Below are 23,861 nucleotides of genomic sequence, written 5' to 3'. Positions count from 1 at the left end.
CGAGGGCGCGCACGCGGATCACGCGTGCGCGACGCGGGCGGACCGCGCGACGAAAAAAAACGACAGCCGGCCCGATCGGCCGGCAGCGGTTGCTTAGGCCGTGCGAGGGCGCCGCGAGTTCCGGGCGGGCCGCGCTGCGCTGACCAAATTTGACGTTCGTCCGCTTGCGCTCACTTCATCAGCCGTTCGGTGATGAAGCGCCATTCGGCGCGCGTGACGGGCGTGATCGACAGCCGGTTGCCTTTCGCGAGCACGCGCATGTCCGCGAGTTCGTCGTATTCGCGCAGCGCGCCGAGCGGCACGAGCGCCGCCTTCTTCACGAAGCGCACATCGACGAGCAGCCAGCGCGGCGCTTCCCGCGTCGACTTCGGGTCGTAATAGGGACTCTTCGGATCGAACTGCGTGGGGTCGGGGTAGGGTGTCGACGACACTTCGGCGAGGCCCACGATGCCAGGCTCGGGGCAGCTCGAGTGATAGAACAGCACGCCGTCGCCGATCTTCATCGTGTCGCGCATGAAATTGCGCGCCTGATAGTTGCGCACGCCCGTCCACGGCAGCGTGCGCTGCGGCGCATTCGCGAGATCGTCGATGCTCGCTTCGTCCGGTTCGGACTTCATCAGCCAGAATTGCATGGATCGTAATCGACGCAGAAAGAGGCTGCTGCAAACAGCGGCGGCTACAAAAGGAAACGGCACCGGGAATTGCCCGATGCCGTTGGATAGGCCCCCGCCTTAGCCGCTAGGCCGGCATCCTGAACCTAGGGTTCAGAATTGGTCGCAGTTAGCAGCACTTCGGGTACATCAGACAGAGTGACGCGCGCGCCCGTGCTACAAATTTCCGCAACCGTGCACATGGCATTGGTTCAAGGAATATATGACCTTGGCGAACCAGGCAGGGAAGCTGATTGAACTGTGAATCTACGCGCCAATTTGACCACCGTTGACCGTCGAGATCAAGGAAAATCGACGCTTCGATTCGAGGTTACTGCGTCTCGTGCTGTGCGAGCACTGCACCGAGTTGTTCGTTCATCTGGTGCATTGTACGCCGGATTTCTTCCGCCGGAAATGCTTCACCGTGACGCACGCTCGTTTGCAGCCGCAGCAGTTCCGACGCGAGCGACAGCGCCGCCATCACCGCGATGCGGTCGGTGCCGCGCACCGAGCTGTTCGAACGGATCTTCGTCATTTCCGCGTCGACACGCGCGACCGCCTCCAGCAGCGCCGCTTCGGTCTCGGCCGAACAGGCAAGCCGATAGGCCTGGCCGAGAATCGAGACTTCGATCTGCTTGGTGCTCATGCATGTTCTCCGTGGCTGGCTGCGTCGTCGCGATCGGTGCGCGCCTGCGTATCCAGCAGGTCGAGCTGGTTGTCGGCCTCCGCCACGCTCTTCGTGCGCGGCAGCTTCTCGAGAATCGCGTTCAGCTTCACCTGCGCGTCGTCGATCTTTGCCGACAGCGTGTCGCGTTCCTCCGCGAGCGCATTGCGTTCCTCGCGCAGTTGCGCGAGCTCGCTGCGCACCGTGTCCGTTTCCGCGCGCAATTGCGCGACCTGCTCCTCGAGCGCGAGTCGTTCCGAGTGATAGCGCTGATTCAGCGCGATCAGTCGGCCAATATTTTGAGATAGGGTTTCGAGTTCGTTGAGCATCTGCTGCGTCCTCTAAAGACCCAGCATTTTAGCGCGGAATAACGCGCATTCCGACATCTGTAACGTTTCCAGTCGTAACACCCCCGCTTCTTGCCTCGAATGCGCGCATCGCGAGCCGGTTTTGCGTGCGGCCGGATGCTTTCTTGACGCTCGCGCGGCCCGCTCCTAAACTGGCGCCGCCTCGGTGCTCGCGCGTGCGACGCGCGGTTAAACGGGAAGCAGGGCGTGGCGCCGCAGCGCGCCGCCAACCTGCGCTGCCCCCGCAACGGTAAGCGGCCGCATCGGACGATGCAGGCCGGCTCGGGTGCGCTCGGCGTGTGCCACATGCACGCGGGCGCAGGCCACTGCGCGTGCTGTTCGCGCGGGAAGGCGAGCCGGAACGCCGCCAGCCCGGATACCGGCCGAGGCGGGGAGCCCGCACGCGGGCTCCGTGACGCGCGGCCCGCGGGGAAGCAGGCTGCGCTGCGGTTCACAGGACTTCTTCGATGCTGACCCCAATCGCCCGCACCGCGCTCGGCGCGCTATGCGGGCTGCCGCTCGCGGCCGCCGCGCAGACGGCCCCCGCCGACACCCCGTCTTCCAACTCCGCCGCACCCGCCGCCGGGCGGCACGCCGACGCGCCGCTGCTCGCGCCGATGGTGGTGACCGCGCAGCGCGCGCCGCAGGCGCTCGCCGACGCGATTCCGCAAACGACCGTGTTCGACGCGCAGGACATCGCCGCGCACCCCGGCGCCGATCTGCCGACCCTGCTCGCGTTCGCGCCGGGGGCGCAGATCGTGCGCAACGGCGGCCCGGGCGCGAACGCGTCGCTGTTCCTGCGCGCCGCGCAGTCGAACCAGTCGCTCGTGCTGATCGACGGCGTGCGGGTCGACTCCGCGAGCCTCGGCAACGCGCAGCTCAGCCAGTTGCCGCTCGACCAGATCCAGCGCGTCGAGATCGTGAACGGCAACGTGTCGTCGCTGTACGGCTCGGGCGCGATCGGCGGCGTCGTGCAGGTGTTCACGAAGGACGGCGGCAACCATCCGCCGCGCTTCAATTTCGCGGTGGGCCTCGGCAGCTACGGCACGCAGACGCAGCAGGCCGGCGTGTCGGGCCGGCTCGACGGCGACGGCAGGACGACCTTCAGCGTGGCGGTCGCGCGCGAAAAGGACAACGGCTTCTCCGCGCTCGACCCGGCGAAGCGGCCGAGTGCGAACCCGAACGCGAACGGCTACCTCAACGAGAGCGTGACCGCATCGCTGCGCCATCGCTTCGATGCGCGCTGGGACGCGGGCGTCAGCTACTTCCAGGCGAACGGCAACAACAGCTACGACAATGCATTCGGCGCGCCGGCCGACCTGAACAATCTCTATTCGCGCGTGCAGCAGGCGCGCGCGTTCGCGAACGGCAAGCTGTTCGACTGGTGGACGACGCACGTCAGTGTCGCCGCGGGCAACGATCGCAGCCAGACGCAGCTGAACGGCGCGTACACCGACCACTTCAATACCGACAACCGCCAGTACACGTGGCAGAACGATTTCCGGATCGCGCAGGATCACACGATCCAGGCCGGCTATGAGCGTCTCGACCAGCAGTTCATGTCGAACGTGTATTCCGCGCCGCAGCGCCACGTGAACTCCGGCTGGCTCGGCTATACGGGGCGCGTCGGCCGCCAGCAGTTCCAGGCGAGCGTGCGGCGCGACCAGTATTCGGATTTCGGCGGCGCGAATTCCTACTATCTCGGCTACGGTCTCGAGCTCACCGATCGGTGGAAGGTTACCGCGAGCTATTCGAGCGCGTTTCGCGCGCCGACCTTCAACGACCTCTACTACCCGAACGCGGGCAACGCGTCGATCCAGCCCGAGCGCAGCCACTCGGTCGAGGCCGCGGTGCAGTACGCGTCCGACGAAGTGGGCGTCGTGCGCGTCACCGCGTTCCAGACCCGCTACGCGAACCTGATCGACTACCAGCCCGACGCGCGCAGCGGCTTCTATGTCGCGCGCAACGTCGGCCGCGCGAAGGTGCAGGGGCTCGAGGCATCGTGGCAGGGGCACGTCGGCGCAACCGACGTGCGGGTGGCCGGCACCTTGCAGAATCCGGTCAACGAAACGCAGAATCAGGACCTGGACCGCCGCGCGCGGCGGTTCGCGTCGGCGTCGGCGAGCCATGCGTTCGGCCCGTTGCGCGTCGGCGGCGAGTGGCTCGTCAGCGGCGCGCGCAACGATTCGGGCGGCGGGCGGCTCGGCGGCTACGGGCTCGTCAACCTGTCCGCGCGCTACAACATCACGAAGGCGTGGTACGTCAGCGCGCGCATCGACAACCTCTTCGACAAGGACTACGAGCTTGCCTACGCATACAACACGCCGCGGCGCGGCGCCTACGTCACGCTCGGCTGGCAGCAGCAGTAAGCGGCCGGGCGGCAAGCCGGCGGGCGCGATGCGGGCCGCCGCATGAGCGCCGCGCGCGCCGCCGCGATCTGGGCCGCGCTCGCGGCCGCGGTCGCCGCGCTGTTCGTCGCGTCGCTGACGATCGGCAGCGTGCCGATCTCGCCGTGGCAGGCGCTCGCGTCGCTGGCCCCGCATGCGGGCGGCGACGCCGCGCTGTTCGCCGACATCGTCCGCACGCTGCGCCTGCCGCGCGCGCTCGCGGGCTTCGGCTGCGGCGCGCTGCTCGCGCTCGCGGGCGCGCTGCTGCAGGTGCTGCTGCGCAATCCGCTCGCCGAGCCGTACGTGCTCGGCGTGTCGGGCGGCGCGGCCGGCTTCGCGCTGGTGGCGATGATCGCGGGCGGCGCGTGGTGGCTCGTCGATGCGTCGGCATTCGCCGGCGCGCTCGTGTCGGTCGGCCTCGTGCTCGGCCTCGCGCGCCGCGAGCTGTGGCGCGGCGACCCGCGCGACGCGTCGCCGCGGCTGCTGCTCACCGGCGTCGTGATCGCGGCCGGGTGGGGCGCGCTCGTCACGCTGCTGCTGTCGCTCGCGCCCGACGCGCGGCTGCGCGGCATCATCTTCTGGCTGACCGGCGACCTGAACGGCGTCACGGCGCCGTGGTTCGCGTGGGGCGCGCTCGCGTTGGCCGCATGCGTCGCGCTGCCGGCCGCGCCGCAGCTGAACGTGCTGCTGCGCGGCGATGCGACCGCGCTCGCGCTCGGCGTGCCGGTCGCGCGGCTGCGCATGCGGATCTACCTGGTCGCGTCGCTGGCCGCGGCCGCGGCGGTGACGACGGCCGGCACGATCGGCTTCGTCGGCCTCGTCGTCCCGCACGCGCTGCGTCTCGCGTTCGGCAACGACCAGCGCATGCTGCTGCCCGCCGCGATGCTCGCGGGCGGCGGCGGCGTGATGGCGGCCGACCTGCTCGCGCGCACCGTGATCGCGCCCGCACAATTGCCGGTCGGCGTGATGACCGCGCTGATCGGCGTGCCGGTGTTCCTCTGGATGTTGCTGAGGAGACCGATGCGATGACCGCAACCCGATCCCTCGATGCCGGCGGCATCGCCTACGCGGCCGTCGGCCTGACGCTGCGGGCCGGCGCGCGCACGCTGCTGGACGGCTTCACGCAGGCGTTCCGGCCCGGCGAGCTCTGGTGCGTGGCGGGGCCGAACGGCGCCGGCAAGACGACGCTGCTCGCGACCCTCGCGGGCCTGCACGCGCCGGCGGGCGGCCACGTGGAGGCCGACGGCCGGCCGCTCGCCGACTGGGCGCCCGAGCAGCTCGCGCGACGTCGCGCGCTGATGCCGCAGCAGTTGCACGACGCGTTCAGCGCAACCGTGTTCGACACGGTGCTGCTCAGCCGCTTCCCGTATCTCGGCGGCTGGGGCTGGGAGCGCGACGGCGACCGCGCGGCCGCGCGCGACGCGCTCGCGACCTTCGGCCTCGCGGCGTTCACCGGGCGCGACGTGCTGTCGCTGTCCGGCGGCGAGCGGCAGCGCGTCGCGCTGGCCACCACCTTGTGCCAGGATGCACCGCTGCTGCTGCTCGACGAGCCCCTCGCGCATCTCGACCTGCATCACCAGATCGATTGCCTGACCGCGCTGGGCGCATGGCTCGACGGGGGGGCGCGCACCGTGCTGTTTTCGTGCCACGACCTGAATCTCGCGCGCCGTTTCGCGACGCACGCGCTGCTGCTCGACGGCCGTGGCCACGCGTGGGCCGGGCCCGTGCACGACGTGCTGACACCCGAGCGCGCGAGCGACGCGTTCGGCTATCCGCTGGTGCTGATCCGCCAGGACGACCACGACGCGCTGCTGCCCGCGTGGCCGCCGCGACGATGAATTCCATTCTTTCGATGCGCGGCGCCTGCCGCGCCAACGAGGCGAACCTCCGATGAACCCGACCGACTTCCTCCCCGACATCGCGCCGCTCGACGCACCGCTGCGCGCGCGCCTGCAGCACGTGATCGACCACAAGACCAAGCCGCCCGGCAGCCTCGGCCAGCTCGAGGCGCTGGCGCTGCAGCTGGGCCTGATCCAGCGCACCGAGCGCCCGCTCGTGCAGCGCCCGGCGACGATCGTGTTCGCCGCCGATCACGGCATCGCGGCCGAAGGCGTGAGCCCGTATCCGCAGGCCGTGACCGCGCAGATGGTCGCGAACTTCCTCGCCGGCGGCGCGGCGATCAACGCGTTCTCGGGCGTCGCGCAGAGCGTGCTCGAGATCGTCGATGCGGGCGTCGCGTCGCCGCTGCCCGCATCGGACCGGATGATCGCGCTGCCGGTCGCGCGCGGCACGCGCAATTTCGCGCACGAGCCGGCGATGACGCGCGACGAGGCGCTCGGCGCGCTCGCCGCCGGCGCCGCGCGCGTGCGTCATCACGCGGCGCTCGGCACCAACGTGATCGGCTTCGGCGAGATGGGGATCGCGAACACGTCGTCGGCCGCGTGCCTGATGAGCCGGCTGCTCGGCGTGCCGCTCGACGGGTGCGTCGGCCGCGGCACGGGCCTCGACGATGCAGGCCTTGCACACAAGCGCGCAGTGCTCGAACGCGCGCTCGCGCAGCACCCCGATGCGACCGAGCCGCTCGACGTGCTCGCGACGTTCGGCGGCTTCGAGATCGCGATGATGACGGGCGCGTATCTCGCCGCGGCGAGCGAGCGGATGACGATCCTCGTCGACGGCTTCATCGCGACGTCCGCGCTGCTGGTCGCCGAGCGGCTCGCGCCGGCCGTGCGCGACTACTGCGTGTTCTCGCACACGTCGAACGAGGCGGGGCACCGGCGCATGCTCGAGCATTTCGGCGCGAAGCCGCTGCTCGCGCTCGACCTGCGGCTCGGCGAGGGCACGGGCGCGGCGCTCGCGCTGCCGCTCGTGCGCGCGGCGGCCGCGTTCATGAGCGAGATGGCGAGCTTCGAATCCGCAGGCGTCGACGATCGTGACGCCTGATCGCGCGAGCGGCCTGCGCGCCGAACTGCGTTATTTCTTCGTCGCGCTCGGCTATTTCACGCGCGTGCCGGTGCCGCGCGCGATCGGCTATGCGGCCGGCGATCTCGACCAGGCCGCGCGCTATTTCCCGCTCGTTGGCGCGTGCGTCGGCGCGTGGGGCGCGCTCGTCTACCTCGCCGCGCTGCACGCGTTGCCCGCGTCGATCGCGGCGGGCCTGTCGATCGCCGCGACGCTGCTCGCCACCGGCGCATTCCACGAGGACGGCCTCGCCGACAGCTGCGATGCGTTCGGCGGCGGCTATACGCGCGACGACGTGCTGCGCATCATGCACGATTCGCGGATCGGCACGTTCGGCGCGGCCGCGCTCGTGATCGCGCTCGGCCTGAAGTGGCAGGCGCTCGCCGCGCTGCCGCCGCTGCGCGCCGCGTGGACGATGATTGCCGCGCACGCCGCGAGCCGCGCGGCGGCGGTGAGCCTGCTGATGTCGCTCGACTACGTGCGGCCGGAAGGCAAGGCGAAGCCGGTCGCGCAGCGGATGGGCCCCCGTGCGGCGTGCGTCGCGGCCGCGTTCGGGCTGCCGTGGCTGTTCTGGCCGGACTGGCGCGCGGGCGTGGCGGCGCTCGCCGCGCTGGCGCTGCTGCGCGCGTGGCTCGCGCGCTATCTGGTGCGGCGCATCGGCGGCTATACCGGCGATTGCCTCGGCTTCGCGCAGCAGCTGAGCGAACTCGCGATCTACCTGGTGGTGCTCGGATGGACGTCGTCCTGATCCGGCATCCGGCGGTCGGCGTCGAGCCGGGCGTGTGCTACGGGCGCAGCGACGTGCCGCTCGCCGCATCGGCCGAGGCCGGCGCGCAGGCGATGCGCGCGCGTCTCGCCGAACTGCGCGCGCCGCTGCCGCAATGCGTGTGGTCGAGCCCGCTCGTGCGCTGCGCGTCGGTCGGCGCGCCGCTCGCGCAGGCGCTCGGCGTGCCGCTGCGGCGCGATGCGTGCTGGCAGGAAATGGATTTCGGCGCGTGGGAAGGGCAGCGCTGGGACGACATCGACCGCGCCGCGCTCGACGCATGGGCGGCCGACCTGATGCATGCGTGCGCGCATGGCGGCGAAAGCGTGGCGCGCTTCGCCGCGCGGGTTTCGCGCGCGGTCGATTCAGCCGCGGAAACCCGTGCCCCGCAATGGGCCGTCACGCATGCGGGGGTGATTCGCGCGTTCGCGTCGCAGGTGCTGCACGTGCCGCTCGACACACTGCTGTCGCGGCCCGTGCCGTTCGGTGGCGTCGTGTGGCTGCACATGCACGATGCGGCCGGCGGCTGGGAGCTCGTGCACTGGGACGCATGAGCGCCCCGCGGGCGTCAGCGTGCCGGCCGCCGTGCGCGGGCGCGATCGAGATCCGCGCATAGCGCGGCCGCGCCCTGCGCGATCCGGGGGGACGCGCGCGTCAGCAGATCGCCGTCGATCGCGAACAGGTTGTCGCGCGCGACGGCGGTCAGCGCCGGCCACGCACGCCAGCGCGCGAGGCTCGGCAGCGGCTCGCGCGACGGCGTCGCGCCCGCGCTCGTCGTCACGATCGCTTCGGGGTTGGCCGCGAGCACGGCCTCGTCCGTCACGGTCGGCACGAGCGGCTTGAGCTGCGCGAACACGTTGCGGCCGCCGCACAGTGCGAACACGTCGTCGATCAGATGCGTGCCGTTGAGCGTCGTCAGCGGCCGGTCCCAGACCTGGAAGAACAGCGTGACGGGCGGGCGCGCCGCATAGCGCGCGCGCAGCGCGGCGACGTCGCGCGTGAAGGCCGCCGCCGCCGCGTCGGCCGCGGGCTGCGTGCCGAGCAGCGTGCCGAGGCGGCCGAGCGACGTGGCAATGTCGTCGAGATGCTTCGGCTCGCTGAAGAACAGCGGGAGATGCAGCGCACGCAGCGCATCGGTCTGCCGCTCGGCATTGCCGTGACGCCACACGACAATCAGGTCGGGCTTCAGCGCGGCGATACGCTCGAGATCGAGCGCCTTGTTGTCGCCGACGCGCGGCACGGCCTTCGCGGCGGGCGGATAGTCGCTGTACGTGACGGTGCCGACCAGCTTCGCGCCGCCGCCCGCCGCGTAGATCAGCTCCGTGGCATGCGGCGCGAGACTGACGACGCGTTGCGCGGGCGCGGGCAGCGTGACCGTGTTGCCGGCGTCGTCGCGCGCGCTCACTTCCGCGTGTGCAGATGGGGCGCTGCCGAGCGCGAGCAGCGCCTCGGCCGGCAGCAGGCAGGCGAGCAGGCAGGCAAGCAGGCGCTTCGTCAACGCGCGCCCCCGTCCAGTTCCGCCGCGCATTGCGCGAGCGCATCCGCGAGCCGTCGCCATTCGGCGTCGTTGGCCGGCAAGCCGAAGCGCACGCTCGACGGTTGCGCGAAATGGCGCGTCCAGATGCCCCGGCGCGCGAGCGCCGCATGCAGCGCCGCGGCACGCGGATCGTCGGTCCAGCTGAACAGCGGCGTCGCGTGTACCGTGAAGCCGTGGCCGCGCAGCAGCGCCGCGAGGCGCGCGCCGTCGGCGGCGAGGCGTTCGCGGGCCGACGCCTGCCACGCGCGATCGGCGAACGCGGCCGCGACCGCGTGACGCGCGGGGCCGCCGACCGTCCACGCGCCGAGCGTGTCGCGCAGCGCGGCGATCTGCGCGGGATGCGCGAGCACGAAGCCGGCGCGGATGCCGGCGAGGCCGAAGAACTTGCCGACCGAGCGCAGCACGACGAGCCCCGGGCGATCCACGTGCGCGGCGAGCGAATCGGTCGCGCCGGTGTCGGCGAACGCTTCGTCGACGATCAGCGTGCCGCCGCGCGCCGACACCTGCGCGTGCCAGCCGAGCAGGCGCTCGACCGGGACGCGCTCGGCGGTCGGGTTGTTCGGATTCCCGACGATGACGTGGCGCAGCGTCGCGGGCAGCGTGTCCGCGGCGATGTCGAGCGGTGCGATGCGATGGCCGTGACGCGCGAACGCGGGCGCGTATTCACCGTATGCGAGTGCGGCGACGCCTGCATTGCCGTGCGGCAGCAGCGCGGGCAGCGCGCGGATCGCGGCCTGGCTGCCGGCGACCGGCAGCACGTGCGCGGGGCCCGGCGCGCCGTAGTAGCGGGCCGCGCACGCGGCGAGCCCGTCGCCGTCGTCGGGCAGCCGCCGCCATGCGTCGGCGGGCACGGGCGGCACCGGGTAGCCGACCGGGTTGATGCCCGTCGACAGGTCGAGCCACGCGTCGTACGGGATGCCGTGGCGGCGCGCGGCTTCGTGCAGGTTGCCGCCGTGTGCGATCGGAAGGTCAGACATGCTGGGTGCCCATGACGAGGAAGGCGCTCGCGACGAGCAGCGCGAGCCACAGCGCGAGCGTGCGGGTGACGAGCGACAGCGCGGCGACGATGTGCGCGGCGCTGGCGGGCGCGCCGCTGCCGAGCACCGGCCGCTGTTCGAGCTCGCCGTGATAGACGGCCGGGCCGCCGAGCTGCACGTTCAGGCTGCCCGCGCCCGCGGCCATCACCGGGCCCGCGTTCGGGCTGTCCCAGTGGCGCGCCTGCGTGCGCCAGCAGCGCCACGCGTTCGCGGTGTCGCCGAGCAGCGCGTAGCTGGCGGCGGTGAGGCGCGCGGGAATCCAGTTCAGTGCGTCGTCGATCCGCGCGGCGGCCCAGCCGAACTTCAGGAAGCGCGGCGTGCGGTAGCCCCACATCGCGTCGAGCGTGTTCGCGAGCCGGAACATCAACGCGCCGGGGCCGCCCGCGACGACGAACCAGAACAGCGCGCCGAAGATCGCGTCGTTGCCGTTTTCGAGTGCCGATTCGACGGCCGCGCGCGACAGCGCGCCTTCGTCGGCCTCGCTCGTGTCGCGCGACACGATCCGTGCGGTCAGCGCGCGCGCGCCGGGCAGGTCGCGCCGCAGCAGCGCGGCCGCGATCGGCGCGAGGTGATCGGCGAGGCTCTTCGCGCCGAGCGCGAACCACAGCAGCGCGACGTGCAGCGCGGCCGCGAGCGGCGCGGGCAGCACGGCGGCGAGCCACGCGGCCAGCGCGACCGGCGGCGCGACGGCCGCGAACCACGCGGCGAGGCCGACCAGGCGGCCGCGCCGGCCGGTATTGAGCGCGGTTTCGACGCGCGCGGCGAGCCGCCCGAACGCGACGAGCGGGTGCCCGGCCGACGGTTCGCCGAGCATGCGATCGACGATCACGGCGACGATCGCGAGCATCGCGACCGTGGACAATGACAGCATCAGCATCGCGCAGGCTCCGTCTTGATCGCGACCGGCAGCCCCGCGACCAGCAGCGTCACGCGGGTCGCGAGCGCGGCGACGCGCTGGTTGAGGCGGCCGAGCTCGTCGACGTAGCGGCGCGTGATGGCGCCGAGCGGTACGACGCCGAGCCCGATCTCGTTGCTGACGACGATCACCTTCGCGCGGGCGTTGCACAGCGCGGCTTCGAGCGCCGCGACGCGCGCGTCGTACTGCGCGTCGTCGAGCGGTTCGCCTTGCGCCGGGCACAGCAGGTTCGTGAGCCACAACGTGAGGCAGTCGACGAGCAGGCACGCGTGCGGATCGTCGAGCCGCGCGAGCGTGTCGGCGAGCTCGACGGGCGCGTCGGCGAACCCCCAGCTCGCCGGCCGGCGAGCGCGGTGATGCGCGATGCGCTGCGCGAATTCGGCGTCGCCCGCGTACGCGGTCGCGATATAGGTGACAGGGCGGCCGCAGTCGGCGGCGAGCCGCTCGGCATACGCGCTCTTGCCCGAACGCGCGCCGCCGAGCACGAAGGTGAGGTCGTGCGGAATCATCGCGTGATTGTAACGGCGCAGGCGATAATGCGGCCTTCGATTCGCCACGCCTTCCACACGATGAATGCACCCGAGACGCGGCCGCGCGGCACGCTGATGATCCAGGGCACGACGTCCGATGCGGGCAAGAGCACGCTCGTCGCGGGCCTGTGCCGCCTCGCGCGCCGCGCCGGCGCGCGCGTCGCGCCGTTCAAGCCGCAGAACATGGCGCTGAACAGCGCGGTGACGGCCGACGGCGGTGAGATCGGCCGCGCGCAGGCGCTGCAGGCGCTCGCCGCGGGCGTCGCGCCGCATACCGATTTCAACCCCGTGCTGCTGAAGCCGACCAGCGACCGCGGCGCGCAGGTGATCATCCACGGCCAGGCGCGCGCGAACCTGAACGCCCGCGCGTACCACGACTACAAGCCGGTCGCGTTCGACGCGGTGCTCGAGTCGTACGCGCGGCTGCGCGCCGGGTACGACACCGTGATCGTCGAAGGCGCGGGCAGCCCGGCCGAGATCAACCTGCGCGAAGGCGACATCGCGAACATGGGCTTCGCGGAGCGCGTCGACTGCCCGGTCGTGCTGGTCGCCGACATCGACCGCGGCGGCGTGTTCGCGCATCTGGTCGGCACGCTCGCGTGCCTGTCCGACAGCGAGCGCGCGCGCGTGCGCGGGTTCGTGATCAACCGCTTCCGCGGCGACTTCAAGCTGCTCGAGCCGGGCCTCGACTGGCTGCGCGCGCAGACCGGCAAGCCGGTGTTCGGCGTGCTGCCGTACCTGCACGGCCTCACGCTCGACGCGGAGGACATGCTGCCCGCGCAGGCGCGCAGCGGCGCCGCGCGCGGCGCGGACGGCGACGGCGGCGTGCTGCGGGTCGTCGTGCCGGCGCTGCCGCGCATCAGCAACCACACCGATTTCGATCCGCTGCGCGCGCATCCGCAGGTGGAGTTCACCTACTGGAAGAGCGGCCCCGTGCCGGCCGCCGACCTGCTGATCCTGCCCGGCTCGAAGAGCGTGCAGCGCGACCTCGCGTGGCTGCGCGACGCGGGCTGGGATGCGGTGATCCGGCGCCACCTGCGCTATGGCGGCAAGGTGATCGGCATCTGCGGCGGCATGCAGATGCTCGGCCGCTCGCTCGACGATCCGCTCGGCCTCGAAGGCGTGCCGGGCAGCGTGCCGGGGCTCGGCCTGCTCGATTTCGACACGACGCTGCAGCCGCACAAGACGCTGAAGAACGTGACCGGACGGCTGGCGCTGCCGGGCGGCGCGGCCGTGCGCGGCTACGAGATCCACATGGGCGAGACGCGCGGGCCCGCGCTCGCGGCGCCGGCGCTCGAACTGACGGCCGACGGCGCGAGCGGCGCGCACGCGGACGGCGCGCTGTCCGACGACGGCCGGATCCTCGCGACCTACGTGCACGGCTTGTTCGACGCGCCCGACGCGTGCGCGGCGCTGCTCGCCTGGGCGGGGCTCGACGCGGCCGAGCGGATCGACTACCCGGCGCTGCGCGAAGCATCGCTGGAACGGCTCGCGGACACCTTCGCCGCGCACCTCGACCTGCCGGCGCTGTACGCCGAATTCCGCTGAGCCGTTCGGCCGGCGGCGGCCGATCGTCCTCGCTTTTTTCGTCGCGTGGCGTACAACGAAGGAGGGCGGATGTCCGTCCGAAGGAGCGCGACGATGAAGGCACGACGGTGGTGGGCTGTACTGCTCCTGGCGTTGCTGACCGCCTCGACGTGGGCGCAGGCATGCGATTCGTATGGATCGGGCAGCGGCTCGTCCGGCTACAGCGGCCCCGCGCAAGGCAAGGGCGGCTACTGAGGCTTGAATCGCGGGGCATGATCGGTCATGCCCCTTTTTTTCGCCAGATTCGTTCTATTTGGGAATCAATTTAAGCGAGTTGGCGTGTTTATCGGGAAAAATGGTTCGAATAGAGTGCGTTCCATCTCATTCATCCACGAAGGAACCCCGACATGAACCCGAACCGCTACCCCGATTTCGCCGCCACGCTGCTGCGCGTCGCGCTCGGCGTGCTGTATCTCGCGCACGTTGCGCAGAAGGTGTTCGTTTTCACGCTGCCCGGCACCGCGCAGTTCTTCGCATCGATCGGCCTGCCCGCGTGGCTCGCGTACCTGACGACGGCCGTCGAGCTGGCGGGCGGCATCGCGCTCATCGCGGGCTTCCGCGTGCGTATCGTCGCGCTGGCGCTGCTGCCGTTCATGCTCGGCGCGACCGCGGCCCATCTGCCGAACGGCTGGAGCTTCGGGTCGCCGCACGGCGGCTGGGAATATCCGGCATTCTGGGCGGTGACGCTCGCGGTGCAGGCGTTGCTGGGCGGCGGCGCGTTTGCGCTCGGCACGCCGGGCGCCGCGGCGCAGCGCGCATAAGCGCACGTAAGCGCACGTAAGCGCTCGTCATTGCACGTGATTGCGCCGGACCGCGGGCCACCGGCGGGGCCGGATCGGCGCCGGCGGTTCCGGTGATACCCCATTTGCCGATATCATCGCACCCTGTATCTGCAATTGTGCGACGCCCGCCGGGCCGGCCGGCGTCGCGCGGCTTCTTCGGGGGAATTCATGACGGTCATCGTGGTGGCGAATCCGAAGGGCGGCGTGGGAAAGAGCACGCTGTCCACCAATCTTGCCGGTTACTTCGCGGCGCAGGGCGCGTGGGTCGCGCTGGCCGATCTCGACCGGCAGCAGTCCTCGCATGCGTGGCTCGACCTGCGTCCGGCCGGGCTGCCCGCGATCGAGGCGTGGGGGCTCGATCCCGAGGCGCCGTCGAAGCCGCCGCGCGGGCTCGAATACGCGGTGATCGACACGCCGGCCGGGCTGCACGGCAACCGGCTCAACGTCGCGCTGCAGCTTGCCGACAAGGTGATCGTGCCGCTGCAGCCGTCGATGTTCGATATCCTGGCGACCCAGCACTTTCTCGAGCACCTCGCGAACGAGAAGGCGGTGCGCAAGGGCAACATCGAGGTCGGCATCGTCGGGATGCGGGTCGATGCGCGCACGCGCTCGTCGGAGCAGCTGCACCGCTTCGTCGAGGGGCTCAAGCTGCCGGTGCTCGGCTACGTGCGCGACACGCAGAACTACGTGCAGCTCGCCGCGCACGGGCTCACGCTGTGGGACGTCGCGAAGAGCCGCGTCGACAAGGATCTCGAACAGTGGCGGCCGATCGTCGAATGGGCGGAGCGCAAGCCGTCGAAGGGCGCGTGACGGCGCCGGCGGGCGCCCGGCACGAATGACAAGGGCCGGATTCCGTTCAGCACGGAATCCGGCCCTTTGCGTTGCATCGCGCCGTGGCTTACGACCAGGCCTGCGTCGGCACGTGGTCGCGGCTGCCCTTGATCTTGTTGTCGTCGTCGACGAACACGAGGTTCGGCTTCCAGCCGGCCTGCAGTTCGGCCTCGTCGACCACCGCGAACGCCGCGATGATCACGAGGTCGCCGAGCTGCGCGCGGCGCGCGGCCGAGCCGTTCAGCGAGATCATGCCGCTGCCGCGCTCGCCCTTGATCGCATAGGTCGAGAAGCGCTCGCCGTTGTTGATGTTCCAGATGTCGATCCGCTCGTTTTCCGCGATGTTCGCGGCGTCGAGCAGATCCTCGTCGATCGCGCACGAACCTTCGTAGTGCAGTTCGCAGTGCGTGACGGCCACGCGGTGGATCTTCGATTTGAGCATGTGGCGCTGCATGGGGTGACTCCTTGATGCGTCGAGAGGCACTGGCGGGCGGGGCCGTCAGATTTCCAGGTTGTCGATGAGGCGGGTCGCGCCGAGCTTCGCGGCCGCGAGCACGACGAGCGGCTCGCCGGCGTCGAGTTCGGCGGCGCTGGGCGCGATCAGGTTCGCGCGCCGGCGGATCGAGATATAGTCCGGCGCCCAGCCGCGGCCGGCGAGGTGCGCGTGCGCCTGCTGTTCGAGCTTCGCGAGATCGTGCTCGCCGCCGAGCACGCTTTCGCGCACGCGCTGCAGCGTCTTCGCGAGCTCGGGCGCCTCCTGGCGCTCGGCCGGCGCGAGATAGCGGTTGCGCGACGACAGCGCGAGGCCATCGGTATCGCGCACCGTCTCGGCCGCGACGATATCGACCGGCAGCGCGAGCTGCTGGCACATGCGGCGCACGATCATCAGCTGCTGGTAATCCTTCTTGCCGAACACGGCCACGCGGGGCTGCACGCACGCCATCAGCTTCGTGACGACGGTGCACACGCCGGTGAAGAAGCCGGGCCGGAACTCGCCCTCGAGGATCCCGCCGAGGTCGTCCGGCGGCTGCACGCGGTATTCCTGCGGCTCCGGGTACATGTCGCGCTCGGTCGGCGCGAACAGCACGTAGACGTTCTCCTTCTGCAGCTTCTCGATGTCGTCCTGCATCGTGCGCGGATACTTGTCGAAATCCTCGTTCGGGCCGAACTGCAGCCGGTTCACGAAGATGCTCGCCACGACCGGATCGCCGTGCTGGCGCGCAAGGCGCATCAGCGACAGATGCCCTTCGTGCAGGTTGCCCATCGTCGGCACGAAGGCGGTGCGGTTCTGTCCGCGCAGCTGGTCGCGCAGTTCCTGGATCGAGCTGATGACTTTCATGATCGGGTAGCGGGGTTCCTCGCGCTGGCGCGCGTTGGCGCCGCGGCACGCGGCGTCGGGGTCGAAGCGGCAAAGGCGCCCGCGCGCGGGCGGCGCGGCGGGCGTCGGCGGATTGTAGAGGATTTGGCCGCCGGACGCACCGATAAACGCACGGTCGTTCTCTTTTGTCGGGAATACGGCCGGCCGGGGCGAACCGGCCCCGATTCGAGGGCCTTATGGCGGCTCAGGCGGGCAGGTAAGCGAGGCGGACGTAGATCGGCGCGAACGGTTCGGCCTGGGTGATCTCGACGAGCGACTCGCGCGCGAGTTCGAGCATCGCGATGAAGTTCACGACGACGACCGGCACGCCGCGCGACGTGTCGAACAGGTCGGCGAACTCCATGAAGCGCGCGTTCTGCAGCCGGCGCAGGATCAGGCTCATGTGCTCGCGCACCGACAGCTCCTCGCGGGAGATCTTGTGGTGCTGCACGAGCTTCGCGCGCTTCAGCACGTCGGCCCACGCGGCGCGCAGGTCGTCCGAATTCACGTCCGGGAAGCGCGGCGTGACGCTCTGCTCGATGTAGACCTCGGCGCGCAGGAAGTCGCGGCCGAGCTGCGGCAGCTTGTCGAGGCGCTGCGCGGCGAGCTTCATCTGCTCGTATTCGAGCAGGCGGCGCACCAGCTCGGCGCGCGGATCCTCGGCTTCCTCGCCGGTGTCGGCCTTCTTGACCGGCAGCAGCATCCGCGACTTGATCTCGATCAGCATCGCGGCCATCAGCAGGTATTCGGCGGCCAGCTCGAGGTTCGTCTCGCGGATCTGGTCGACATAGCCGAGATACTGCGCGGTGACCTGCGCCATCGGGATGTCGAGCACGTTGAAGTTCTGCTTGCGGATCAGGTACAGCAGCAGGTCGAGCGGGCCTTCGAACGCTTCGAGGAAGATCTCGAGCGCATCGGGCGGGATGTAGAGATCCTGCGGCAGCTTGAACAGCGGCTCGCCGTACAGGCGAGCGAACGCCGCGACGCTGTCGACCGTGTCGGGCGTCGAATCGGCGCCCGCGGGCGCGGCGACCGCGTCTTCCGGGCGGGCCACGTCGGGCCGGGCCGCGTCAGGCCGGGCGGCGCTGGGCTCGTCGGCGGCGCTCACGTCGTCAGAAGTTCTGGTAGTAGACGTACGGCGTCTGCTTCACGCGCGATTCCTGCTGCGCGGCGCGCTCGTCGAGGTCGATCGGCTGCTTGTCCCACAGCAGGGAGCGGCCCTTGCGCTGTTCTTCTTCGAGCGCCGGCTTCTGCTGCTTGAGCTGGTTCAGGAACTGCGTGACGTCGGACTGGTACGGCATGGCTTGGCTTTCCGTTTCAGGCGGCGCGCGGGGCGCCGGAATGTGGGATGGCAGGATTTTACCGCATCGCGGGGAACAGCCGGCGCCAAACGCACGTCGAATGCGCGGGCCGCCGGATCGCCCGCGCGCCGTTGCGCGCAAGCGTCAGGCCGCCGCCGAAGCGGCGCACATCGGGGCGCGGCGGCATCCGTATGGTCAAATACGGGGTTTCCAAGCATTCATCCATCTCCGAGGGCGAGGTCATATTTGGCGGGGCAGGCGAACCAGCAACGAATCACGGCGCATGACGCCGGGCGGCCCGCGGCCTGCGGCGGCGTCCGGCGCGGCCACGCGGGCGCGGCGCGGGCCGCGCGCATCCTCGCCGGCTGCCTGGCGGCGCTCGCCGCGCTGCCGGCCTATGCGAAGTACGACGTCGAGATCGACGCGCCGCGCACGGTCCGCAAGCTGCTGAAGTCGCACCTCGACATCGCGCGCTTCGCCAAGCGTGACGACATCAGCGACGACCAGTTCGACTTCCTCGTCACCGCGACGCCGCAGCAGGTGCGCGACCTGACCGCGACGGAAGGCTACTTCTCGCCGGTCGTGCGCACCGACGTGCGCACCCGCGACGGCAAGCGCGACGTCAGGGTGTCGGTCGACCCGGGGCCGCAGACCGTCGTGTCGGCGGTCGACCTGACGTTCCACGGGCCGGTCGAGTCGGAAGACCCGCAGCAGGAGAACGCGACGCGCTTCGCGTTCTCGATGAAAACGGGCGACCCGTTCACGCAGGCCGGCTGGGACGGCGCGAAGGGCGCCGCGCTGCGGCAACTGCAGTCGCGCCGCTATCTCGGCGCGAAGATCACCGCGTCCGAGGCGCGCATCGATCCGCGCACGCAGCGCGCGACGCTCGCGGTCACGTTCGACAGCGGCCCGACCTTCACGATCGGCAAGGTCGACGTCGAGGGCGCGCGCCGCTATCCGGAGAAGATCGTCACCAACGTCAATCCGCTGTCCGAAGGCGAGATCTACGACACCCGGCGGATCACCGAGCTGCAGCGGCAACTGCAGAACACGCCGTACTACGCGAGCGTCGCGATCGACGTCGGCAGCGACACCGCGAAGCCCGAGCTGACGCCGGTGCACGTGAAGGTCAGCGAGTATCCGTACAACAACATCCGCGGCGGGGTCGGCTACGCGACCGACACGGGCCCGCATGTGCAGGGCGCATATACGTATCTCGACACGTTCGGCGCGGCCTGGCCGCTGACGGTGTCGGGCCGCCTCGACCAGATCCAGCAGTACGGCCAGATCCAGCTGTCGATGCCGCCGGGCGAGCGCGCGTGGACCAACAGCGTGCTCGCGTCGTACACGAACACCGACGTGTCCGACACGCGCATCTTCAGCGCGCGGGTCGGCGTGCAGCGCACCCGCACCGGGCAGTTCATCGACTACGCGTATTCGCTGATGTTCTATCAGGACCGGCTCAAGCAGAACGGCGCGGGGCCGACCATGAGCCACGCGCTCGTGCCGCAGTGGGCGTGGACGCGCCGCAACGTCGACGATCCGCTGTTTCCGCGCTCGGGCAACCTGATTCATGCGGAGGCCGGCTTCGCGGTGAAGGGCGCGCTGGCCGACCAGACCTTCGTCCGCGGCTACGCGCGCGGCCAGCAGTACCTGCCGATCGGCAAGCGCGACCTGGTCGTGTTCCGCGCGGAGCTCGGCGGCGTGTTCACGAGTGGCAGCTCGTCGAGCGTGCCGGCGTCGCTGCTGTTCCGCGCGGGCGGCTCGAACTCGGTGCGCGGCTACGGCTACCAGGGCATCGGCAACAACGTCGCCGGCTCGGTGCTGCCGACCAAGTATCTCGTGACCGGCACCGCCGAATACCAGCACTGGTTCAACCGCGACTGGGGCGCCGCGACCTTCTTCGACATCGGCACCGCGACCGACGCGTGGGGCGAGCGGGTGTTCTACCCGGGCGTCGGCATCGGCGCGCGCTGGCGCAGCCCGGTCGGGCCGATCAACCTCGACGTCGCCTACGGGCTGCGCAACCACAGCGTGCGACCTTACCTGACGCTCGGCGTCGCCTTCTGACCCAACCGCTTCCGCCACGACACACCGCATGACGAAGGACATTCACGACACGCCGCCGCCTCACGATCCGGACTCGCCCGAGCGGGCGCCCGACGGCGCGCCGCGCCGGTCGCGGCTCGCGCGCGGCGTCGCGTGGACGCTGGCCGGTGCCGTGCTGCTCGTCGTGCTGGCGGCGGGGCTCATGCTGGCTGCGGTCACGACCGAGCGCGGCACGCGGCTCGCATGGGACGCGGCGGTGCGCGTGCTCGGCGGGCGGCTCGCGGGCACGCTCGAAGGCGGTGCGCTGGCCACCGGCGTGCGCGTGAAGTCGTTCGCGTGGACGAGCCCGGACGGCGCCGGCACCGAGGTGCGCATCGACCGCCTCGATGGCCGCTGGTTGTTGACCCGCGCGCCGCTGCGCGCGACGATCGCCTACCTGCGCGCGGGCACGATCGACGTGCGGATCGCGCCGGGGCCGTCGACGCCGACGGTGATGCCGCAGGATCTGCGCCTGCCGCTGCAGCTGCGGATCGACGACCTGCGTGTCGATCGCCTCGCGATCCATGAAGGCGCATCGACGACGCAGCTCGACCATCTCGCGCTGAACGGCCGCAGCGACGGCCGCCTTCACGACCTGGTACTCGAACACGTCGATACGCCGTTCGGCGCGCTGAGCGCGCGCGCGAAACTCGACGGGATGCGGCCGTTCGCGCTGAGCGGGGACGCAACCTACGCGGGCAAGCTTGCCGACGAGCCGGTCGATGCGCGGGCGCGCGTGTCGGGTTCGCTCGACGCGCTGATCGCCGACGTCGACGCGAGCGGCTTGAAGCTGAACGGGCGCGCGCACGTCGAGGCGGCGCCGTTCGGCGCGGTGCCGCTCACGCGCGCATCGCTCGCGTTCGATCACGTGAATCCGCAGGCGCTGGCGCCGGGCGCGCCGGCCGCCGATCTCGCGGTGCGCGCCGAACTCGCGCCCGCGCCGGCCGATCCCGCGCATCCGCACGTGTTCGCGGTGACGGGCCCCGTGTCGATCGTCAACGCGAAGCCAGGCACGCTCGGCGAGCAGCGGCTGCCGGTCGTCGACGCGAAGGCGACGGTGCGGCTCGACGCGCACGCGCAGCGCATCGACGGCCTCGCGCTGAAGCTGATCCGCGACGGCAGCGTGACGGGCGGCGGTGCGCTCGCGGGCGGCAAGGGCCGCTTCGACCTGAAGGTAGCGAACCTCGACCTCAACGCGTTCGTCGCGGCGCTGCGCCCGATGCGGCTCGGCGGCCCGGTCGGCGTGACGCTCGCGAGCGGCGCGCAGACCGTCGAGTTCGATCTCGCCGATCCGAAGCTCGCGCTCGGCGCGCGCGCGAAGGTCGCGCTCACGCCGCAGCAGACGGTGGTGACGGACGCGCGCGTGACGGCGGCCAAGGGGCGCATCGACCTGACCGGCGTGTTCCGCCACGACGCGCATTCGAGCTACGACGCGAAGGCGACGCTCGCGAACTTCGATCCGCTGTTGCTCGCCGCGCTGGCTGCGCCTAAGCCGGCCGCGCCGAAACCGGCCGCGCCGGGTAAGCCGGGCGCGAGGGCCGTGCGATCCGCGCAAGCCGCGCCGGCCAAGCGTGGCGAGACGCGCGTGAACGGCACGCTGACCGCATCGGGCGCGTTCGCGCCGCAGGTGTCGACGAAGGCGACCTTCAAGCTCGGCGACAGCCTGTACGACGGCCTGCCGCTGACCGGCGCGGGCGTCGTGCAGCTCGCCGGCGCGCGCATCCTGCCGAGCAACGCGAACCTGTCGATCGCCGGCAACCGCGTCGACCTGCACGGCAGCTTCGGCGCGCCCGGCGACCGGCTGCGCTTCGCCGTCGATGCGCCGCAGCTCGACCGGCTCGGCTTCGGGGTCGCGGGGCTCGTGCAGGCGCAGGGCGACCTGACCGGCAGCTTCGCGCATCCGAACGTCACCGCAACCTACAAGGCCGAAGGCGTCGTGTTCGGCGCGAACCGGATCGGCGCCGCGCAGGGCCGCGCCGACATCCGCGACGGCGCGCACGGTGCGCTGATGTTCACCGCCGACGCGAGCAACGTCGCGCTCGGCTCGCTGCAACTGAAGACGCTGCGCGCGCACCTCGACGGCACGCGCGCGAAGCACACGCTCGACGCGTCGGCGCTCGGGATGGCCGGCGGGCGCGTGATCGACGCGACGCTCGCGGCGAACGGCGGGGTGGTGGAGAACCGCGACGGGATGCGCTGGGACGGCACCGTCACGCGGCTGGCGAACCGCGGCACGCCGTCCTTCGCGCTGGAGACGCCGCTCGCCGTATCCGCGGGCGGCGGGCGCGCGGTGCTCGGCGCGGCGAAGCTCACGCTCGAAGGCGCGGCGATCGACCTGAAGTCGTTCGCATACGACCATGGCCAGCTGCGCTCCGCGGGCGCGGTGCGCGGCGCGTCGGTCGCGCGCTTCCTCGAGGTCCGCCAGGCGCTGACCGGCCAGCGCCCGCCGGTGCGCACCGACGTCGTGCTCGATGCCGACTGGGATTTCTCGGTCGGCGCGACCGCGACCGGTTACCTGCAGGTCAAGCGGCGCGGCGGCGACGTGACCGTCGAGACCGCGCGCGGGATCTCGTCGCTCGGCCTGACCGAACTCGCCGCGCGCGCCGCGTTCGGCGCGGGCAACCGGCTGAACGTGACCGCGCAGGCCAAGGCGAGCCGGATCGGCACGCTCGATGCGAACGTCGCGGTGCCGTTCGCGCCGCGCGACGGCGTGCTCGCGGTGGCCGACGACGGCCCGCTGGCGGGCCGCATCGACGCGGACATCCCGTCGCTGAAGGCGACCGGCAACCTGTTCGGGCCGAGCTACCTGCTCGGCGGGCGCGCGGCGCTGAAGCTCACCGTCGCCGGCACGCCGGCGAAGCCGACCGTGTCCGGCATGCTGACCGGCGACGCGCTGTCCGCGACGCTCGTCGACCAGGGCGTGCAGCTGAAGGACGGCATCGTGCGCATCCGGCTCGCGGAGAACCTCGTCGAATTCCAGCAGGTCGAGTTCCACGGCGGCGACGGCACGCTGCGCGCGATCGGCCGCGTGCGGCTCGACAACGAGGCGCCTGACCTCACGGCAAGCATCGTCGCCGACAAGCTCGAGCTGTTCGCGGCGCCCGACCGCAAGCTGTCGCTGTCGGGCAAGGCCACGGTCGCGAACGCAGGGCCGCGCGGCGGGCTCGCGATCGACGGCAAGTTCGTCGTCGATCGCGCGCTGTTCGACCTGCCGGAGGCGGCGGCGCCGCACCTGTCCGACGACGTCGTGATCGTGCGCGCCGACGGCACGGTGCGCGGCGAGACGCAGACCGGCACCGCGATCGCGAAGCCGCAGCCGGCCGCGGACAAGCCCGCGCCGTCGCTCGCGCCGCGCGCGAACATCGACATCGGGCTCGGCAACGACTTCCGCTTCAAGGGCCACGGCGCGGATCTCGGGCTGCGCGGCACGATCACCGTGACGAGCGCGCCCGGCGTGCCGCTGCGCGCGGTCGGCAACGTGCGCGTGACGGAAGGCTCGACCTACACGTCGTTCGGCCGCAAGCTCGCGGTCGAGAACGGCTTCTTCACGTTCAACGGCCCGGTGTCGAACCCGGGGATCAACATCCTCGCGATGCGGCGCAACCAGGAAGTCGAGGCGGGGGTGCAGGTGACGGGCACGATCCAGGCGCCGACGGTGAAGCTCGTGTCGGAGCCGAACGTGACCGACAACGAGAAGCTGTCGTGGCTGCTGTTCGGCCACGGCACCGACCAGGGCAACAACGTCGGCCAGCAGAACGCGATGACCGCCGCGCTCGCGCTGCTCGGCAGCGCGACCGGCAAGCGCGTCGCGCAGAGCATCGGCCTCGACGAATTCTCGATCGGCCGCAGCGACGTCGGCCTGACCGATCCGCAGGTCGTGCAGATCTCGAAGGCGATCAACGAGCGCTTCGTGCTCGGCTACGAGCAGGGGCTGCAATCGGCGGCCAACGCGTTCAAGGCGACGATCAACCTGACGCGCTTCTGGTCGGTGTCCGCGTACGGCGGCACGTTCCAGGGCGTCGACCTGAACTACACGCGGCGCTTCGACCGGTGGTTCGGGAGCCGGTGACGGCGGTGCGCGTGCCGCCCGCCGTTGCCGAGCCGACGCAGCACCAATAAAAAA

Annotated in this window: 23 protein-coding genes, 1 other RNA gene and 1 riboswitch; of the genes, 12 read left to right on the top strand and 12 right to left on the bottom strand. The window is 71.2% G+C overall.

Annotation, left to right across the window (positions count from 1 at the left end; translation table 11 throughout):
* Positions 1-170: 170 nt before the first annotated feature.
* The 4 genes from HWY45_RS05480 to HWY45_RS05465 form a co-directional block, all read right to left on the bottom strand.
* Entirely contained in the window at positions 171-632 is a 462-nt protein-coding gene (locus HWY45_RS05480; protein ID WP_059883992.1) for an EVE domain-containing protein, read from the bottom strand.
* A gap of 87 nt (positions 633-719) precedes the next feature.
* A non-coding RNA gene (gene ssrS, locus HWY45_RS05475) (6S RNA) lies at positions 720-901 on the bottom strand.
* An 80-nt stretch (positions 902-981) separates the two neighbouring features.
* Complete coding sequence (locus HWY45_RS05470) at positions 982-1,296, bottom strand: cell division protein ZapA (RefSeq protein WP_059564433.1); 315 nt, start codon at positions 1,294-1,296, stop codon at positions 982-984.
* Complete coding sequence (locus HWY45_RS05465) at positions 1,293-1,643, bottom strand: hypothetical protein (RefSeq protein ID WP_059564434.1); 351 nt, start codon at positions 1,641-1,643, stop codon at positions 1,293-1,295. Before HWY45_RS05465 ends, HWY45_RS05470 begins: the two co-directional genes overlap by 4 nt.
* 165 nt (positions 1,644-1,808) lie before the next feature.
* Positions 1,809-2,063, top strand: a riboswitch (cobalamin riboswitch).
* Between the two features lie 65 nt (positions 2,064-2,128).
* Here HWY45_RS05465 and HWY45_RS05460 point away from each other — a divergent pair.
* From HWY45_RS05460 to cobC, 6 genes are read left to right on the top strand one after another with little or no spacing between them, the layout of a single operon-like run.
* Positions 2,129-4,030 carry a TonB-dependent receptor plug domain-containing protein gene (locus HWY45_RS05460; protein WP_059883991.1) on the top strand — a complete coding sequence of 634 codons (1,902 nt, stop codon included), beginning with the start codon at positions 2,129-2,131 and terminating at the stop codon, positions 4,028-4,030.
* A 42-nt stretch (positions 4,031-4,072) separates the two neighbouring features.
* Positions 4,073-5,077 (top strand): FecCD family ABC transporter permease, encoded by a 1,005-nt coding sequence (locus HWY45_RS05455; protein WP_059564436.1) that lies wholly within the window; start codon positions 4,073-4,075, stop codon positions 5,075-5,077.
* Positions 5,074-5,886, top strand: a complete 813-nt coding sequence (locus HWY45_RS05450; RefSeq protein WP_059883990.1) for an ABC transporter ATP-binding protein — start codon at positions 5,074-5,076, stop codon at positions 5,884-5,886. The genes HWY45_RS05455 and HWY45_RS05450 overlap by 4 nt, the downstream gene beginning before the upstream one ends.
* 52 nt (positions 5,887-5,938) lie before the next feature.
* Positions 5,939-6,991, top strand: coding sequence for a nicotinate-nucleotide--dimethylbenzimidazole phosphoribosyltransferase (gene cobT / locus HWY45_RS05445; RefSeq protein WP_059883989.1), 1,053 nt, complete (start codon positions 5,939-5,941; stop codon positions 6,989-6,991).
* Positions 6,981-7,757, top strand: coding sequence for an adenosylcobinamide-GDP ribazoletransferase (locus HWY45_RS05440; protein ID WP_059883988.1), 777 nt, complete (start codon positions 6,981-6,983; stop codon positions 7,755-7,757). The genes cobT and HWY45_RS05440 overlap by 11 nt, the downstream gene beginning before the upstream one ends.
* Positions 7,742-8,326, top strand: a complete 585-nt coding sequence (gene cobC, locus HWY45_RS05435) for an alpha-ribazole phosphatase (RefSeq protein WP_059883987.1) — start codon at positions 7,742-7,744, stop codon at positions 8,324-8,326. The genes HWY45_RS05440 and cobC overlap by 16 nt, the downstream gene beginning before the upstream one ends.
* Before the next feature lie 14 nt (positions 8,327-8,340).
* Here cobC and HWY45_RS05430 read toward each other — a convergent pair whose 3' ends face one another.
* Genes HWY45_RS05430 through cobU form a run of 4 tightly spaced genes read right to left on the bottom strand, consistent with a single transcriptional unit; the run spans position 8,341 to position 11,771 of the window.
* Positions 8,341-9,300, bottom strand: a complete 960-nt coding sequence (locus HWY45_RS05430; RefSeq protein WP_230946967.1) for a cobalamin-binding protein — start codon at positions 9,298-9,300, stop codon at positions 8,341-8,343.
* Positions 9,267-10,286 (bottom strand): threonine-phosphate decarboxylase CobD, encoded by a 1,020-nt coding sequence (cobD, locus tag HWY45_RS05425; protein WP_059883985.1) that lies wholly within the window; start codon positions 10,284-10,286, stop codon positions 9,267-9,269. Before cobD ends, HWY45_RS05430 begins: the two co-directional genes overlap by 34 nt.
* Positions 10,279-11,223, bottom strand: coding sequence for an adenosylcobinamide-phosphate synthase CbiB (cbiB, locus tag HWY45_RS05420; protein ID WP_059883984.1), 945 nt, complete (start codon positions 11,221-11,223; stop codon positions 10,279-10,281). Before cbiB ends, cobD begins: the two co-directional genes overlap by 8 nt.
* A complete protein-coding gene (gene cobU, locus HWY45_RS05415; RefSeq protein ID WP_059884026.1) occupies positions 11,217-11,771 on the bottom strand; it encodes a bifunctional adenosylcobinamide kinase/adenosylcobinamide-phosphate guanylyltransferase in 555 nt (184 codons plus the stop codon). The genes cbiB and cobU overlap by 7 nt, the downstream gene beginning before the upstream one ends.
* Before the next feature lie 60 nt (positions 11,772-11,831).
* On the opposite strand from cobU, the gene HWY45_RS05410 reads away from it, so the two are divergent.
* The 4 genes from HWY45_RS05410 to HWY45_RS05395 all read left to right on the top strand — a co-directional run bounded on the left by HWY45_RS05410 (position 11,832) and on the right by HWY45_RS05395 (position 14,971).
* Entirely contained in the window at positions 11,832-13,340 is a 1,509-nt protein-coding gene (locus HWY45_RS05410) for a cobyric acid synthase (RefSeq protein WP_059883983.1), read from the top strand.
* Between the two features lie 93 nt (positions 13,341-13,433).
* On the top strand, positions 13,434-13,574 hold the full coding sequence (locus HWY45_RS05405; protein WP_164721383.1) for a hypothetical protein: 141 nt from the start codon (positions 13,434-13,436) through the stop codon (positions 13,572-13,574).
* Between the two features lie 152 nt (positions 13,575-13,726).
* On the top strand, positions 13,727-14,140 hold the full coding sequence (locus HWY45_RS05400) for a DoxX family protein (RefSeq protein WP_059883982.1): 414 nt from the start codon (positions 13,727-13,729) through the stop codon (positions 14,138-14,140).
* Positions 14,141-14,329: 189 nt separating this feature from the next.
* The gene (locus tag HWY45_RS05395) at positions 14,330-14,971 is read left to right on the top strand and encodes a ParA family protein (protein ID WP_059564446.1); all 642 of its coding nucleotides are present in this window, start codon (positions 14,330-14,332) and stop codon (positions 14,969-14,971) included.
* 88 nt (positions 14,972-15,059) lie between these two features.
* Here the strand turns inward: HWY45_RS05395 and panD are convergent, their stop codons facing one another.
* The 4 genes from panD to HWY45_RS05375 all read right to left on the bottom strand — a co-directional run bounded on the left by panD (position 15,060) and on the right by HWY45_RS05375 (position 17,650).
* Positions 15,060-15,446 carry an aspartate 1-decarboxylase gene (panD, locus tag HWY45_RS05390; protein ID WP_059564447.1) on the bottom strand — a complete coding sequence of 129 codons (387 nt, stop codon included), beginning with the start codon at positions 15,444-15,446 and terminating at the stop codon, positions 15,060-15,062.
* A gap of 45 nt (positions 15,447-15,491) precedes the next feature.
* Positions 15,492-16,331: a pantoate--beta-alanine ligase gene (gene panC, locus HWY45_RS05385; protein WP_059564448.1), complete on the bottom strand. Its 840-nt coding sequence runs from the start codon at positions 16,329-16,331 to the stop codon at positions 15,492-15,494.
* A 223-nt stretch (positions 16,332-16,554) separates the two neighbouring features.
* Positions 16,555-17,457, bottom strand: a complete 903-nt coding sequence (locus HWY45_RS05380) for a segregation and condensation protein A (protein WP_059883981.1) — start codon at positions 17,455-17,457, stop codon at positions 16,555-16,557.
* 4 nt (positions 17,458-17,461) lie between these two features.
* On the bottom strand, positions 17,462-17,650 hold the full coding sequence (locus HWY45_RS05375) for a DUF3460 family protein (RefSeq protein WP_059564450.1): 189 nt from the start codon (positions 17,648-17,650) through the stop codon (positions 17,462-17,464).
* Positions 17,651-17,896: 246 nt separating this feature from the next.
* Between HWY45_RS05375 and HWY45_RS05370 the strand changes: the two genes are divergently transcribed.
* On the top strand, positions 17,897-19,720 hold the full coding sequence (locus HWY45_RS05370; RefSeq protein WP_059883980.1) for an autotransporter assembly complex protein TamA: 1,824 nt from the start codon (positions 17,897-17,899) through the stop codon (positions 19,718-19,720).
* Between the two features lie 28 nt (positions 19,721-19,748).
* Positions 19,749-23,807 (top strand): translocation/assembly module TamB domain-containing protein, encoded by a 4,059-nt coding sequence (locus HWY45_RS05365; protein ID WP_059883979.1) that lies wholly within the window; start codon positions 19,749-19,751, stop codon positions 23,805-23,807.
* Positions 23,808-23,861: the final 54 nt, after the last annotated feature.

This window comes from Burkholderia stagnalis (assembly GCF_902830275.1).
In the GTDB taxonomy this organism is placed as follows: Bacteria; Pseudomonadota; Gammaproteobacteria; order Burkholderiales; family Burkholderiaceae; genus Burkholderia; species Burkholderia stagnalis.
The sequence above is the reverse complement of the archived record's forward strand: the minus strand, read 5'-3'. Positions and strand labels throughout refer to the sequence as shown.

Excerpts from the sequence above, each read along its gene's own strand:
- HWY45_RS05480 (WP_059883992.1), bottom strand. The coding sequence starts at position 632 with ATGCAATTCTGGCTGATGAAGTCCGAACCGGACGAAGCGAGCATCGAC.
- HWY45_RS05470 (WP_059564433.1), bottom strand. The coding sequence starts at position 1,296 with ATGAGCACCAAGCAGATCGAAGTCTCGATTCTCGGCCAGGCCTATCGG.
- HWY45_RS05465 (WP_059564434.1), bottom strand. The coding sequence starts at position 1,643 with ATGCTCAACGAACTCGAAACCCTATCTCAAAATATTGGCCGACTGATC.
- HWY45_RS05460 (WP_059883991.1), top strand. The coding sequence starts at position 2,129 with ATGCTGACCCCAATCGCCCGCACCGCGCTCGGCGCGCTATGCGGGCTG.
- HWY45_RS05455 (WP_059564436.1), top strand. The coding sequence starts at position 4,073 with ATGAGCGCCGCGCGCGCCGCCGCGATCTGGGCCGCGCTCGCGGCCGCG.
- HWY45_RS05450 (WP_059883990.1), top strand. The coding sequence starts at position 5,074 with ATGACCGCAACCCGATCCCTCGATGCCGGCGGCATCGCCTACGCGGCC.
- cobT (WP_059883989.1), top strand. The coding sequence starts at position 5,939 with ATGAACCCGACCGACTTCCTCCCCGACATCGCGCCGCTCGACGCACCG.
- cobC (WP_059883987.1), top strand. The coding sequence starts at position 7,742 with ATGGACGTCGTCCTGATCCGGCATCCGGCGGTCGGCGTCGAGCCGGGC.
- HWY45_RS05430 (WP_230946967.1), bottom strand. The coding sequence starts at position 9,300 with ATGCGCGGCGGAACTGGACGGGGGCGCGCGTTGACGAAGCGCCTGCTT.
- cobD (WP_059883985.1), bottom strand. The coding sequence starts at position 10,286 with ATGTCTGACCTTCCGATCGCACACGGCGGCAACCTGCACGAAGCCGCG.
- cbiB (WP_059883984.1), bottom strand. The coding sequence starts at position 11,223 with ATGCTGATGCTGTCATTGTCCACGGTCGCGATGCTCGCGATCGTCGCC.
- cobU (WP_059884026.1), bottom strand. The coding sequence starts at position 11,771 with ATGATTCCGCACGACCTCACCTTCGTGCTCGGCGGCGCGCGTTCGGGC.
- HWY45_RS05410 (WP_059883983.1), top strand. The coding sequence starts at position 11,832 with ATGAATGCACCCGAGACGCGGCCGCGCGGCACGCTGATGATCCAGGGC.
- HWY45_RS05405 (WP_164721383.1), top strand. The coding sequence starts at position 13,434 with ATGAAGGCACGACGGTGGTGGGCTGTACTGCTCCTGGCGTTGCTGACC.
- HWY45_RS05400 (WP_059883982.1), top strand. The coding sequence starts at position 13,727 with ATGAACCCGAACCGCTACCCCGATTTCGCCGCCACGCTGCTGCGCGTC.
- HWY45_RS05395 (WP_059564446.1), top strand. The coding sequence starts at position 14,330 with ATGACGGTCATCGTGGTGGCGAATCCGAAGGGCGGCGTGGGAAAGAGC.
- panD (WP_059564447.1), bottom strand. The coding sequence starts at position 15,446 with ATGCAGCGCCACATGCTCAAATCGAAGATCCACCGCGTGGCCGTCACG.
- panC (WP_059564448.1), bottom strand. The coding sequence starts at position 16,331 with ATGAAAGTCATCAGCTCGATCCAGGAACTGCGCGACCAGCTGCGCGGA.
- HWY45_RS05375 (WP_059564450.1), bottom strand. The coding sequence starts at position 17,650 with ATGCCGTACCAGTCCGACGTCACGCAGTTCCTGAACCAGCTCAAGCAG.
- HWY45_RS05365 (WP_059883979.1), top strand. The coding sequence starts at position 19,749 with ATGACGAAGGACATTCACGACACGCCGCCGCCTCACGATCCGGACTCG.